The organism is Streptomyces sp. HmicA12 (genome assembly GCF_000373565.1).
Classification (GTDB): domain Bacteria; phylum Actinomycetota; class Actinomycetes; order Streptomycetales; family Streptomycetaceae; genus Streptomyces.
Genome location: NZ_KB891797.1, coordinates 584,440 through 597,847, shown reverse-complemented (window position 1 = coordinate 597,847; position 13,408 = coordinate 584,440). Strand labels below are relative to the sequence as shown.

Annotated in this window: 7 protein-coding genes; all 7 read right to left on the bottom strand. The window is 73.0% G+C overall.

Going from position 1 to position 13,408, the window contains the following annotated elements; all coding sequences use genetic code 11:
• Window positions 1-18 precede the first annotated feature (18 nt).
• Window positions 19-1,632, bottom strand: coding sequence for a succinic semialdehyde dehydrogenase (locus B072_RS0102945; RefSeq protein WP_018528430.1), 1,614 nt, complete (start codon window positions 1,630-1,632; stop codon window positions 19-21).
• Between the two features lie 135 nt (window positions 1,633-1,767).
• Window positions 1,768-3,390 carry a serine/threonine-protein kinase gene (locus B072_RS0102940; protein ID WP_078506273.1) on the bottom strand — a complete coding sequence of 541 codons (1,623 nt, stop codon included), beginning with the start codon at window positions 3,388-3,390 and terminating at the stop codon, window positions 1,768-1,770.
• A gap of 85 nt (window positions 3,391-3,475) precedes the next feature.
• On the bottom strand, window positions 3,476-5,119 hold the full coding sequence (locus B072_RS0102935; protein WP_018528428.1) for a serine/threonine-protein kinase: 1,644 nt from the start codon (window positions 5,117-5,119) through the stop codon (window positions 3,476-3,478).
• Window positions 5,120-5,209: 90 nt separating this feature from the next.
• A complete protein-coding gene (locus B072_RS0102930) occupies window positions 5,210-6,826 on the bottom strand; it encodes a serine/threonine-protein kinase (protein WP_018528427.1) in 1,617 nt (538 codons plus the stop codon).
• 63 nt (window positions 6,827-6,889) lie between these two features.
• Window positions 6,890-8,524: a serine/threonine-protein kinase gene (locus tag B072_RS0102925; RefSeq protein WP_018528426.1), complete on the bottom strand. Its 1,635-nt coding sequence runs from the start codon at window positions 8,522-8,524 to the stop codon at window positions 6,890-6,892.
• 168 nt (window positions 8,525-8,692) lie between these two features.
• Window positions 8,693-11,113, bottom strand: coding sequence for a protein kinase (locus B072_RS0102920; protein WP_018528425.1), 2,421 nt, complete (start codon window positions 11,111-11,113; stop codon window positions 8,693-8,695).
• A 157-nt stretch (window positions 11,114-11,270) separates the two neighbouring features.
• Complete coding sequence (locus tag B072_RS0102915; protein ID WP_018528424.1) at window positions 11,271-13,226, bottom strand: serine/threonine-protein kinase; 1,956 nt, start codon at window positions 13,224-13,226, stop codon at window positions 11,271-11,273.
• Between the last annotated feature and the right edge of the window lie 182 nt (window positions 13,227-13,408).

The window sequence follows — 13,408 nt, the reverse complement described above, 5'->3', positions numbered from 1 at the left end:
CGAACGGCGCTGCGTCTGCTACTTGAGCCGGAACTTCTTCATCAGGGAGAGGCTGCGGGTCATGAAGTCCGCGTACTTCTCGTCGCTCATCCCGAACGACGGCGCCATCGGCATCACCCGCTGGTGCGCGACCGTCTGCGCCTCGGTGTACTTGAGGAGGCCCTCGCTGCCGTGGCGGCGGCCGAGGCCCGAGTCCTTCATGCCGCCCATGGGCGACTGGACGGAGCCGTACGCGGGCGCGTAGCCCTCGTTGATGTTGACGGTGCCGGTGCGCAGGCGGGCGGCGATCTCGTGGCCGCGCCTGGCGTCCTTCGTCCACACCGAGGAATTCAGGCCGTACGCGGTCGAGTTGGCCTGCGCGACGACCTCGTCCTCGTCGCTGAAGCGGTAGATCGAGACGACCGGGCCGAAGGTCTCCTCGTTGCAGACCGCCATCGGCGCCTCGACGCCGTCCAGGATGGTCGGCTCGAAGAAGAACGGGCCGATGTCGGGGCGCGCGACGCCGCCCGCGACGAGCGTGGCGCCCTTGGAGACGGCCTCCTCGACGTGCCGGGTCACGGTCTCCAGCTGGCGCTCGCCCACGAGGGAGCCCATGTCGGCGCCGTACGCGAGGGACCTGCCGAGCCGCATCGCCTTGGTGCGGGCGGCGAACCGGGCGACGAACGCGTCGGCGATCGACTCGTGGACGTACAACCGCTCGATGGAGATGCAGAGTTGACCGGCGGAGGAGAAGCAGGCCCGGACCGCTCCGGCCGCCGCCTTCTCGACGTCGGCGTCCTTGAGGACCAGCATGGCGTTCTTGCCGCCGAGTTCGAGGGAGACGCCGACCAGGCGGGCGGCGGCGCCCTGTGCGACCTCGCGGCCGGTGCGGGTGGAGCCGGTGAACGAGACGTAGTCGGCGTGCTTGACCAACTCGGGCCCCACGACCGGGCCTTCGCCGAGGACGACCTGGAAGACCTCCGCGGGCAGACCGGCCTCGATCAGCAGGTCACGCGCCCACAGGGCCGTCAGGCAGGTCTCGGTGTCGGGCTTCATGACGACCGCGTTGCCGGACACGAAGGCCGGGAGCGCGTCGCCGACCGACAGCTCCAGGGGGTAGTTCCAGGGGGCGATCTGGCCGACGACGCCGCGCGGCTGGCGCAGCTCGGTCACCTTGGTGAGGGTGGGGACGGCGCCGGTGTGCCGCTTGGCCCTCAGGTACGACGGGGCCTTCCTGCCGTAGTGGCGGGCGGCCACCGCGACGGCCTGGACCTCCTCGTGCGCGTGCAGGCGGGCCTTGCCGGTCTCCAGCTGGATCAGGTCGAGCACCTCGGCCTGGCGGGCGAGGACCAGGTCGTGGAAGCGGAGCAGGACGGCCGCGCGCTGCCGCACGGGGGTCTTCGCCCAGACGGCCTGCGCCGCGCGGGCCCGCTCGAAAGCGGTGGCCACGTCGTCGGGGGTCGACTCGGGCAGGTCGGCGAGCTTCTCCCCGGTGAACGGCGTGTGGTTCGCCGTCCGCCCCGAACCGACCACGTCACGGGTCAGCTGGGCGACCAGCTCGGGCGTGACCACGTCGGCGGCGGTGCGCGCGCCCTTCGGGGCGGCGGCGATGGGGTTCGTGGTGCTTTCGGTGGTGACCTGCGACTCCGTCATGATGGCGAGAGTAAGCCCAAGCCAACGCTTTCGGTACCCGTCGGTAATCCGCCTTCACCGCGTTCTCACACCGCGCCAGCGATCACTGGCAGCAAAGCCGCTGATCAGCGGCTTTTCTCTGCGGACAGACACCTCTCAACTCTTTTCGAGCTCCAGCCGGTCCCGGGCGCCCTTGAAGACGTCCGTGCCCTGTTTCTCGTCGTGCGCGACCCCCTTCGGCATGGTCACGCCGAGGTCGTAGCGACCCGTCGCGTCGACGACGTACAGGCGCATCTCGCGCATGACACTCCCGTTGGCGCCGGTGTACGTGATGTCGAGCTGGGCTGCGTCCTTGCCGTGGAAGTCGGCCTTGGTGACCGTCTTGGTGATGTCGCTGGAGCCGTCCTTCTCGTAGCTCTCGCCCACGCCGTTCGCCCACGCCAGTGCGCCCGAGCCGCCGGGCTCGGGCTTCCAGCGCTTCAGGCTCAGCGTCACGTCGCTCTTCGGATCGGTGTACTGGACGCCGTCGCGGGAGGGGTCGTGGTAGACGTCGGTGAGCTCGGCGGGGGCCCAGATCACGGCGCCGACGTCCGACTCCTCGTGGGCGATCCAGCCCGCGTCGGCCTCGGCGCCCCCGTCGGCCTCGGCGTCCCCGTCGGCCTTGTCCGATGCCTTGCCCGAAGGCGAGGCCGACGGCGAACCCTGGCCGTTCGGCGCGTCGGGCAGCGTCGACTCGATCTCCCCCTCCGACACCACCGAGCCCGCGCCGGACCCGGCCCCCTTGTCGTCCGGCCCCGAGCCGAGCGACGTGCCGAGCCAGACCCCGCCGCCGACGAGCAGCGCACCCGCCAGGGCCGCCGCCAGCAGCGCCGGTGTGCGGCGGGACTTCCCGGGCCTGCTCTCCTCCTGGGTCGTGTCGGGCACCGCGGGCGCTTCCGGCGCTTGCGGCGCCGCAGGCTCGGGCGGCCGGGGGCTCTCGGCGCGGGCCAGTCGCACGGTGCCCGGGTCCCTGGCCGCGCGCGGCGACGCCGCCGGGTCGAGGGCCGCCCGAAGGTCTTCGGCCACCGCGTCCGCGTTCGGCCGCCGCTGCGGGTCCTTGGCCAGCAGCTCGGCGATCAACGGGCCCAGCGCACCGGCCCGTTCGGGCTCCGGCGGGTCGAAGGAGAGGATCGCGGCGAGCGTGGACTCCAGCGTCGTGCGCCGGAACGGGGACCAGCCCTCCACGGCCGCGTAGAGCAGAACTCCCAGCGACCACAGGTCACTTGCCGGTCCGGCACGCTCCCCCGACATGCGCTCCGGCGCGATGCACTCCAGGGAGCCGACGAACTCGCCGCTGACCGTGAGCGACTCCTCGCCCTGGATGTGCGCGATGCCGAAGTCGGTGAGGACGACGCGGCCGTGCGGGCCGAGCAGCACGTTCGCCGGTTTCACGTCGCGGTGCACGATGCCCTTGGCGTGCGCGGCGCGCAGGGCGCCGAGCACGGCGAGGCCGATCCGGGCGGCCTCGGGCGGGCTGAGCGGGCCACGGGCCAGCAGCTCGTGCAGCGACTCGCCGCGCACCAACTCCATGACGATCCACGGGAGTTCGTCCTCGACCACCACGTCGTGCACGGTGACCGCCGACGGATGGTCGACGCCTGCCGCGGCCCGCGCCTCGCGCTGGAGGCGGGCACAGGCGCGCCGCTGGGCCTCGCCGTGCGGGTCACCGGGCAGCCGCGGCTGCTTCACGGCGACGTCGCGGCCGACGAGTTCGTCGACCGCGCGCCACACGGTGCCCATGCCTCCGGCGCCGATCCGCTCGGCGAGCCGGTACCGGCCGCCGATCAGGCGGCCTTCGTCGTGTCGTCCCTCGTTGCCGGCCACGTCAGAGGTTGTCGATTTCCAGGTTCGCGATGGCGGTCTCCGCGACCTCGCGGCCGTGGTCGACGAAGTCGCCCTTGCCCGGATAGTCGATCCACAGCCGGTACATGTCACCCTTCGTGGTCCTGAAGTACAGCACCTTGGCCTCGCGGGGCTTGACGGCGTCCGCGTCGGAGTCGTCCGAGTAGGTGACCGTGTTCAGGGCGGCGTCACGGTCCTTGTACTTGGTCAGCTCCGTCGTGCTCCTGGGGGCGGGCTTCTCCGCCATGTCGGAGTTGTCGCCCTTGTTGATCTTGTCGGAGTCCTTGTTGGCCTGCGCGCTGGCGTCGCTGGCGATCTCGCCCAGCGAATCCTCGGACTTCTTGTCCAGACTGAGCGTGATGGAGACGGCGTAGCTGGGGTCGTTGTACGCCACCCAGTGGTCGGTCTTGTAGATGCTGTTGTCCACCACGGTCCGCACGTAGTCCGGCGGCGCGGCGAACGAGGCGGCCAGCATCTTCCCCTCGTCGTGTTCCTCCCAGCCGTCCGGCAGCGGCCCGGCGAACGGATTGGCGAGCACCAGGTACGCCGCGACCGCGAGCGCGACGATGCCCGCCCCGATCCCGATCAGCGCCTTGCGGCCGAGCCGGAACCCGCCCGTGGCGGAGCCGATCCGCACGACCTGCGTGGGCTGCTGGACCGGCGGCTCGGCGGCGCGCTCCAGGAGGGCCCGCACCTGCGCCGCGTTCGGGCGGCGGGCCGCGTCCTTCTGCAACAGGCCGTTGATCGCGTCGGCCAGCGGGCCCTGCGCGGAGGCGGGCGCGGCCGGTGTCGCGTTCAGGACCGACTGGAGGGTCGCGGGGGTGTTGCTGCGGCGGAACGGCGAGACGCCCTCGGTCGCCGCGTACAGCACGACACCCAGCGACCACAGGTCGGAGGCGGGTCCGGGCCGCTGCCCCAACACCCGCTCCGGCGCGATGAATTCGGGGGAGCCGACGAAGCCGCCGGTGTCGGTCAGGTTCGTCTCGCCCTCGATCTGGGCGATGCCGAAGTCGGTGAGGATCACGCGGTCGTGGCGGCCCAGCATCACGTTGTCCGGCTTGACGTCACGGTGCAGGATCCCGGCGGCGTGGGCCGCCTCCAGCGCGCCGAGCACCTCCAGGCCGATCCGGGCGGCATCGCGCACGCCGAGCGTGCCCTCGCGCAGCGCCTCGCCGAGCGAACGTCCCTGCACGAACTCCATGACGATCCACGGCTGTCCGTCCTCGACGGCGACGTCGTGCACGTTCACCACCGCCGGGTGGTCGAGCCGGGCCGCGGCCCGCGCCTCGCGCCGCATCCGCTCGAACGCGTTGGACCGCTCGCGGTCGGGCAGATGGTCGGGCAGCCGCGGCTCCTTGACCGCGACCTCCCGGTCCACCGTCTCGTCCTTGGCCCGCCACACGGTGCCCATGCCGCCGTTGCCCAGCTTGCTCAGCAGCCGGTAGCGCCCGGCGACCAGCCGGCCCGCGCCGGGATCGGTCTGCCGCGGCGGCACCACCTGGGTGGGCTGTTGCGCGTACGGGTTGCCCTCGAACGGCACGTGCGGCTGCGGCGGCCGCAGTCCGTAGCTGGTGGGCTCGCTCGGGCCCTGGCCCGATCCGAAGGGAACTCCCCCGTTGTCACTCATGGGTCCATCCCTACAGTGCGGGCGCCGCTGGTTCCACTGGGGTCACGGAGTTGTGACCGCGCTGATGCGCGGGCAGGGATCATTCACCGCTCATTCACCGCCGGACGGCACGAACGTGTCGACGGCGGCGTCGAAGTGGGCCCGTGCCTTCCCCACGTCGCCGACCGGTGCCGAGACCCACACGTCGTACGTCCGGCCGCCCTCCTCCCAGCACAGGTCGACGGTGTGCCGGGCCCCCTCGGCGGCGCTGAACCCGTCCCAGGTGAACTCCCACAGGGCGGCGGTGTGCCCGTCGTGCGTGGTGTCGGTGACCTTGCCCGCGCGGTAGCCGGGGTTGTTCTTCGGCCCGTTCGCGGCGGACCGCCGCTGCACCGCGCCGGGCCCGCCGCTCTCGGCGTCCGACACCTTGATGCCGATCCGGAAGGTCCTGCCCGGCGACATGTAGAAGACGCGCGACCCGTCGACCTCCCGGGTGAAGCCGTCGGGCACGGCGAGCCGGAAGCCTTCCACGTCGTCGGTCATGCGGTACCCGGCGGGCACGGAGGAACGCGGTGTCGCGGTGCGGGTCTCCTGACGGGTGACCGTGACGGTCGGCGTGGGCGAGGGCGAGGACGACTCCGCCGTAGGAGACGTACGGGGGGCCGAACTGGTCGTAGGTGGAGGCGAGTTGTCGCCCTCCCCGCCTCCCTGCGACAGCAGCACGGCGACGGCGATCCCGGCGCCCGCCACCGCCGCGACGAGCGCCGCCACCACCAGCAGCACCCGGGTCGGCAGCCCGCTCCGCGCGGCGGCGGGGCGCGGCGCGTCGTACCGGGTGGGCGTGTACGGCACGCGGGCGGCGTCCGCCGGGTAGGGCGTGGCGGGCTGCGGCGTGGCCCCGGTCGCGACGTACGCACGCAGCAGCCGCTCCGCCTCGTCGAGCCCCATGCGCCGCGCGGGCTCGCGCTGCAACAGCCCCTGGATCACCGGAAGCAGCGGCTCGACCTCGGCGGGCGGCCGTATCTCCTCGTACACGACCGCGTGCAGGATCCCGCCCAACGAGTCGCGCCGGAACAGTGATTCACCGGTCATCGCGGCGATGAGCAGCGCCCCGAGCGACCACAGGTCGGCCCCGGCACCGGCCCGCTCGCCCGCCATCCGCTCGGGCGCGGTGTACTCCGGCGATCCGACGAACCCGCCGGTCTCGGTGAGCGTGGTCGCCCCCTCGACCTGCGCGATCCCGAAGTCGGTGAGCACGACGCGGCCCGTGCCCGCTTCGAGGAGGACGTTCGCGGGCTTCAGGTCGCGGTGCAGCACCCCGGCCGCGTGCGCGCCGCGCAGCGCGGCGAGCAGCGCGAGACCGATCCGGGCGGCCTCGACGGCGTCCACGGGGCCCTGCTGGGAGATCCGGTCGGCGAGCGAGCCGCCGTTCACCAACTCCATGACGATGTACGGGTGTTCGTCGTGCAGGACGACGTCGTGCACGACGATGATGTTCGGGTGCTGCAGCTGGGCGACGGCCCGCGCCTCACGCAGCATGCGCTCCCGCTGCTGCCGGGCGTCGTCCTCCGACAGGGTCTCGTCGACCTCCAGCTCCTTGACGGCCACCTGCCGCCCGAGCAGTGCGTCGGCCGCGCGCCAGACGACGCCCATGCCGCCGCGCCCGATCCTGGCCTCCAGCCGATAACGCCCGCCGATCACGCGGACGTTGCCCCCCTCGGTCCCCATGCGCCCCATCATGCCGCACGGGTGTGCGCGCAGAGCCGGTGGTTCCGGACAGGGCCCGGGGCCTCACCCGGGGGGCTGCCAGCCCTTACGGATGTTCTCGAACTGCTGCCGCGCGCTCGGCCACTGCCCCGCCGGGGCCGACAGATAGATGGCGTACTCGGTCCCGTCGTCCGCCACGTACGTCTCCTCGACGGCGCGGCGCGGTCCGGGTGCCGTGTCCTTGGATCCGCCGTTCCAGGTGAAGTCCCAGAGCGAACCCTTGCGGTCCCGGAACGTGTTGGCCTGCAGTGTCACCCTGGTGTAGCCGGGCAGCGACTTCTGCAGGACCTTCTCCAGGTCCAGCTGGTGCTGGTACGAGTCCGACCAGTCGGAGGCCTTGTCGATGCCGATGCGGACGAAGCGCTGCCCGTCGGCGGGCCCGTAGTCGTACTGGTTCGGGGAGTCCGACTCCTTGCGCTCCCAGCCGGGCGGCAGCATCAGGCTGAACCCGGCGGGGTCGTTCTTCCGCACCCAGTTGTCCGGAATCCCGACGGAGGGCTTCGACGCCGACGGCGCCGGACTGCTCGGCGCACCGCTGCCGTCGCCCCCGGTCTCTCCTGTCTCGCCGACGTGCTGCCCCGACGACGCGTCGCCGGTGTCCCGGTGATCGAGGTAGTACATCGTCGTGAAGGCGCCGCCACCCGCGACGAGCAGCACCGCGACCGCGCCGGCCAGCATCTTCGGCCACCGCCGCCGCGGGGCGCCGGCCGGTGTCACGGGGACCGTGCCGGTGCCCGCCCCGGCCCCGGCCCCGGCAGCGGCGGGCGGCGCGGAGGTCGCCCCGGTGGGCGGGGCCGTGTGCGGGTGCACCTGCGTCGGCACGTAGGCCTGCGCCCCGCTGGAGCGCCGCCCCTCCGCGACCTCGGCGAGCATCATCTCGGCCTGGTCGGTGTCCGGCCGCGCGGCCGGTTCCTTGCGCAGCAGCGCGGCGATGACCGGCCCCAACTCGCCCGCGTGCTCGGGGGGTTCGGGCTCCTCCTGGACGACGGCCTGCATGGTGCTGAGCGGCGACGTACGGCGGAACGGGGAGCGCCCCTCCACGGCCGTGTACAGGGTGGCGCCCAGGGCCCACAGGTCGGAGGCGGGTCCCGGTTCGGCGCCGCTCACCCGCTCCGGCGCCAGATAGTCCACGGAACCGACGATCTCGCCGGTCCGCGTGATGGTCGAGTCCCCCTCCACCTGCGCGATCCCGAAGTCGGTCAGCTTGACCCGGCCGTCGCGCGAGAGCAGGACGTTGCCCGGCTTGATGTCGCGGTGCAGGACCCCGGCGGTGTGCGCGGCGCGCAGTGCCCGCAGCGTCCACAGTCCGATCCGGGCGGCCTCGGCGGGCACGATCCGCCCGTGCTCCTTGACGGCGTCGGCCAGGGACGGGCCCTCCACCAGCTCCATGACGATCCACGGCCGGTCGTCGTGCTCCAGGACGTCGTGGACGGTGACGACCGCCGGGTGGTTGATGCGCGCGGCGGCCCGCGCCTCCGTCTGCGTACGGGCGAGGAGAACGGCACGGTCGGCCTCGGCGACCCACTGAGCGGCCGTCAGTTCCTTGACGGCGACAGCGCGGTGGAGGACCTCGTCGTGCGCCCGCCAGACGCGGCCCATGCCGCCGCGGCCTATCGATTCTCCGAGCCGGTAGCGGCCCGCGAGGAGCTGGCCCTGCATCTGATTCACGTTCCCCCGCAAAGGTCTTGACAGGGCCACACTAGGGAGCGGGCGGCACTCCAGGAACAGGCGGGGTCGTATGGAGACCGCACTGTGACGCGTGTCGCGTTCACCTTCGCGTAGCCAGGCGGTGTCCCCCGGGCCGTCGCGAAGCCGCCGTGACGTCGCTCAACCGCCGTACCGGTACGTGGAGGACGCCTGCTCGAACAGGCGGGACACCTCGTCGCGCTCCGCCTCGGGACCGCGCACCTGGACGACGTGGTACTTCCCGCCGACGACCATGGCGAGATTACGCACGAACACCTCGCGTCCGTCGGATCCCTGCCAGGTGAACTGCCCCTCGGCCATGGTCCGGCCGCCCACGTCGATGGACTTCATGCCGCTGGACGTGGCCCAGGTCGAGTCGCGGAACGGCTGCAGCTCGCGCTCGTCCTCCCGCTGGTACTTCATCGGGTCGCTGCCGTACGTGGCCGTGGAGTCGCGCCCGGGGACCACGAGCAGCTCGTAGTTGCCGTGGCCGTAGACGACCTGCCCCCGGCCGTTCTTCCCCGTCCGCTGCCAGCCCTTGGCGACGGCGACCTCGAAGCCCTCGGCGTCCTTGCGCAGGGTGAACCCGGCGGCGACGTCGGACTGCGGCTGGGTGGAGGACGGCTCGGAGCTCTGCTTGCGGCCCGGCGACTTGGAGGTGGCGGGCGCCGACGGCTCGTGGCTCTGCGCGGGCGCTTCGGGGGCGCTGCCGACCGAGTTGGCGTTCTCCTGCGTGCCGCCCCGGCTGTCGGGATCGGCCTTCGGCATGAACACCAGCGCGTACGCCACGGCGCCCACGAGCCCGATCAGGACGAGGGCGAGCAGCATCCGCCCGAGCGACTTCGGCCGCTGGGGAGCGCCGGACGTACGGGGCGCCCTGGGCGCCCGCTCGGCTCTGAAACCGCGGTCGTCCGCTCTCGGCGACCGGGCCGACATGGGCGGGCTGGACGCCATGTACGCCGTGGACGGCATCGCCGCCCGGGGAGCCGGCGGCTTGGGAGTCCTGAGCGGCTTGGGCTGCTTGGTCTGCTGGGCGGGTCGGGGCATGCGCTCGCCGCGCCCGCGCTTGTGCCGGGCCGCGTGCCGGTTGGCGGACGCCTGCCCGCGCCGGCTGCGCACCATCCAGCCCCGCCGTCGTACGACCGGGAGCCGGGCGGCGTCGAACGACGGTCCTGGCACCACGTTCGCCCCGGCCTCCGGCTCCGGCGCGGACCGCACGAGCGAGCGCAGCCAACCGCGCAGGTCCTCGAAGTCGAGCCGCTCGGTGGGGTCCTGCCGAAGCAGCGACTCCACGACGGGCCGCAGCGGCCCGCACTCCTCGGCGAACGCGGGCGGCTCGGCGCACACCATCTGCACCAGCTCGGACGTGGACTCCTCCGGGTAGGGCGCGTGCCCCTGCACGGCCCGGAAGAGCAGCGCCCCCAGCGCCCAGAGATCGGTGGCGGGCCCGACGGGCGCGGCCAACTGCCAGCTCTCCTGCACCGGATACGCCTGCTCGGGCGCCCACCGCTCGGTGACGGGCCCGACGACGGTCATCCGCACCTGCCGCGCCCGCTCGGCGACGACGGGCGATCCGACCTCTCCGGCATCTGCGGAGCGGGGTGCGGGGCGGAGCCCCGAGTCCTCGTCCTCGGCCTCGGCGCCGGGTATCAACTCGTTCCACCGGGCGGGCCGCACCTCCCCCGTCCCGGGCAACGTCTCAGCCGCGCCCTCGACCGCGGGCCGCCGCGTGGCCCCGTGCCACGACTCCTTCACCCCGTAGGGATCATCGACCCGCCCCGCGGCGGCCCGGGCCCCCGCCCGATACGCGGCGATCGCCCCGGCCCGAGCGGCCCGGAAGTCCCCGGCCCCACCGGACTCGGCGACAGGGGCGGGGGCGGGCGCGGGCACGGCGGGCTTCGACAGCACAGGAGTCGACGGCTTGGGCTTGGGCTCCGGCTCCGGCTCCACGACCGAGGGCTCGGGCGCGGGCCGCGGATCGTAGCCGCACAGGGCCTCCTCCGCGGCGCCCGCGGCGAGCCCGGTCAGCACGACCCGCCCGTCGTCGCAGACGAGCACGGTCCGCGCAGTGATGTTCCGGTGCACCCAGCCGTGCGCGTGCAGCGCGCGTAACGCGGTCAGGACGTCGGAGGCGATCTCGGCGGCGCGATACGGGCTCAGCGGCCCCTCTTCGAGCAGCGAGGCGAGCGGCCGCGCCGCCACCACCTCGCTGACCACCCACAGCGACCCGCCCTCGGCGAACACGTCGAAGACCTGGTCGAGCCGGGGATGGTCGGGTATCTGCGCGGCGGCCTGCGCGGCCTCGATGGCGCGCGCCACGGACGGCTCCGCCGACGAGCGGGTGGGCGGCGCCCCGGGCCTGAACCCCTCCGGCAGCCCGTCCGCGTCGAGCACCTCGGCCTCGACGACCTCGGGCAACGGCACCTGCCGGACCAGGACTTCCTGCCCGCTGTACGTGTCGAAGGCGCGGGACGCCCACGACTGCGTGACGTCGTAGGCGTCGGCGACCGGCAGTGGCAGGCGGTAGCGGTCGGCGAGCACCCGTCCCGCGTACTCGTCCACGACGCCTCCCTCAGCTTCGGCCGACGGTCAATTCCGTTCGCTCTGCGACCGGTTACGCGTCCTGATGCGCTCGCATACGGCTGCGTACGGTTCGCAAGCACTCACGATACGTGCCGAACGGCGTCGAGGGAGAGGGTTCAGAACTTGGGTGTGCGGATCAGGACTTGGGCGTGAACGTCTGCGTCAGCGTCTTCCAGGTCGACTTGCGAAGCGAACTCCCCCAGTCCGCATCCTTCGCGGTGTACATCAGCCCGTACCCCAGCGAGCCGTTCACCACGAACCCCCGGTCCACGGAGTGGTACTTGGTGCCCCCGTCGACGTAGGTGAACTCCCAGTCGGCCGTGTTCCAGCCGCGGTAGTCCACCGCGGCTATTCGGATCCGGTCGTACTGCGAGCGGCGCATGTACCGTTCCTGGCTCTTCCAGTCGGCGACCGGGTCGGACTTCGGCGTCGTGGTCCAGCCCACCAGCAGCTTCTGCCCCTTGGGGCCGGTGAAGCGCGCTCCGGCGGCGCTCGTGGAGACGTACTTCCAGCCCTTGGGCAGACCGATCTTGAAGCCCTGGCTGTGCTTGTACGTCTCCTCGGCGGCGGAGCCGGACGGCGTGGCGTCGCCGCTGGGCGAGGAACTGCGGCTCGGGGACGACGAGGGGCTCGCGCTCGCGCCGGGCTGGTCGCCCGTGCCCGCGCCCTTGTCCTCGCTCTTGCCGCTGCCCGACTTGTCGTCGCTCTTGCCGCCGTCGTCGTCGCCGGTGGTCCGGGCGGACGAGGCGGCCGTACCGCCACCGCTCTTGCCGCCCTTGTCCTCGTCCCCGCCCAGCGTGAAGGCCAGAACGGTGCCGAGCACGACGAGCGCGGCGACGACCGCGGCGATCACGAGGGTGCGGCGCGGCACGACATCGGTGAGCGAGGCCTTGTTCGCGGGGGTGCGCGGCGGCGTCGCGGCCGGGGCGGCGGACTTGGCCGCCCGCGCGGCCGTGGCGGCCGCCGCGGCGTTGCGCACGGACGTGAGGGCGCCGCGCAGCTTCTCGGCGGCCTCCTCGCCCTTGGCGGAGATGCCGGCGGCCGCGGACGAAGTCGCCTTCGCCGCACGCTTCTTGGGCTCGGGCGGCACGGGCGGCAGCGGCACGACCTTGGTCGCGTCGACGGGCTCCGGGGCGGCCTTCGGCTCCGGCGCGTGGACGATGTCGAGGAGCAGGGACCGCGCGCCCGCGTCGTCGAGCCGCTGCGCGGGGTCCTTGGCGAGCAGCCCGTAGATGACGGGGGCCAGCGGCCCGGCGTTCTTCGGCGGGTCGACCGGCTCGGTCATCACGGCGGTCAGGGTGGCGATCGCCGAGCCCTTGTCGTACGGGGGCACGCCCTCGACGCAGGCGTACAGCAGACCGCCGAGCGACCACATGTCGGCGGCGGGTCCGGGCTTGTGCCCGCGGGCCCGCTCGGGCGAGATGTAGGACGGGGCGCCGACGAGCATGCCCGTGGAGGTGATGGACGGGTCGCCCTCGACCTGGGCGATGCCGAAGTCGGTGAGCACGACCCGGCCGTCCTCGGCGATGAGCACGTTGGACGGCTTCACGTCGCGGTGCAGGATGCCCTCGCGGTGGGCGGAGCGCAGCACGTCGAGGATGGCGAGCCCGACCTCGGCCGCCCGCTTCGGCTCCAGCAGGCCGTCCTCGCGCACGGCCTCGGCGAGGGACTTGCCCTCGACGAGCTCCATGACGATCCACGGCCGGTCGTCCTCGTCGACGACGTCGAAGACGGTCACGGCGCCGTTGTTGCGGATCCGCGCGATCGCCTTGGCCTCACGCAGCGTCCGCGTGATCAGGCGGCGCTTCTCCTCCTCGTCGATGCTCGTCGGGAAGCGCAGTTCCTTGACCGCGACCGTGCGCCCGAGGGTCTCGTCCTTGGCCCGCCACACGGTGCCCATGCCGCCCCGGCCGAGCACGTCGCCCAGGCGGTAGCGCCCGGCCAGCAGACGTCCCTGCGTGCCGCCCGACGCACCCGCGGCACCGGAGCCCGCCTCGGACGCGGCACCGGTCCCGGCCTCCTCCTCGACGGAAGAGTCCTGACGCGCGTCCTTGTCCTGACGGGTTTCGCCCGCCCGCTCCGCCTCCGACATGCGTCCCCTCTGCAACCCGCCCTGACAGAACCTTCATTGTCCCTCACACGGGGAGCACTTGACGCCCAGGGTCACCCCTCGGACGGGGTGCCCGGGACCGCACTCCGGACACTCCGGGCCATACCTCTGGCCACGGTGGTTCTCTGTCCGAATCCAGCCGTCCCACCGCGGTCCGCCACCCT

Bases quoted from the DNA above. Each gene is read 5' to 3' on its own strand.
- B072_RS0102945 (WP_018528430.1), bottom strand. From the start codon at position 1,632: ATGACGGAGTCGCAGGTCACCACCGAAAGCACCACGAACCCCATCGCC.
- B072_RS0102940 (WP_078506273.1), bottom strand. From the start codon at position 3,390: ATGGGCACCGTGTGGCGCGCGGTCGACGAACTCGTCGGCCGCGACGTC.
- B072_RS0102935 (WP_018528428.1), bottom strand. From the start codon at position 5,119: ATGAGTGACAACGGGGGAGTTCCCTTCGGATCGGGCCAGGGCCCGAGC.
- B072_RS0102930 (WP_018528427.1), bottom strand. From the start codon at position 6,826: ATGGGGACCGAGGGGGGCAACGTCCGCGTGATCGGCGGGCGTTATCGG.
- B072_RS0102925 (WP_018528426.1), bottom strand. From the start codon at position 8,524: ATGCAGGGCCAGCTCCTCGCGGGCCGCTACCGGCTCGGAGAATCGATA.
- B072_RS0102915 (WP_018528424.1), bottom strand. From the start codon at position 13,226: ATGTCGGAGGCGGAGCGGGCGGGCGAAACCCGTCAGGACAAGGACGCG.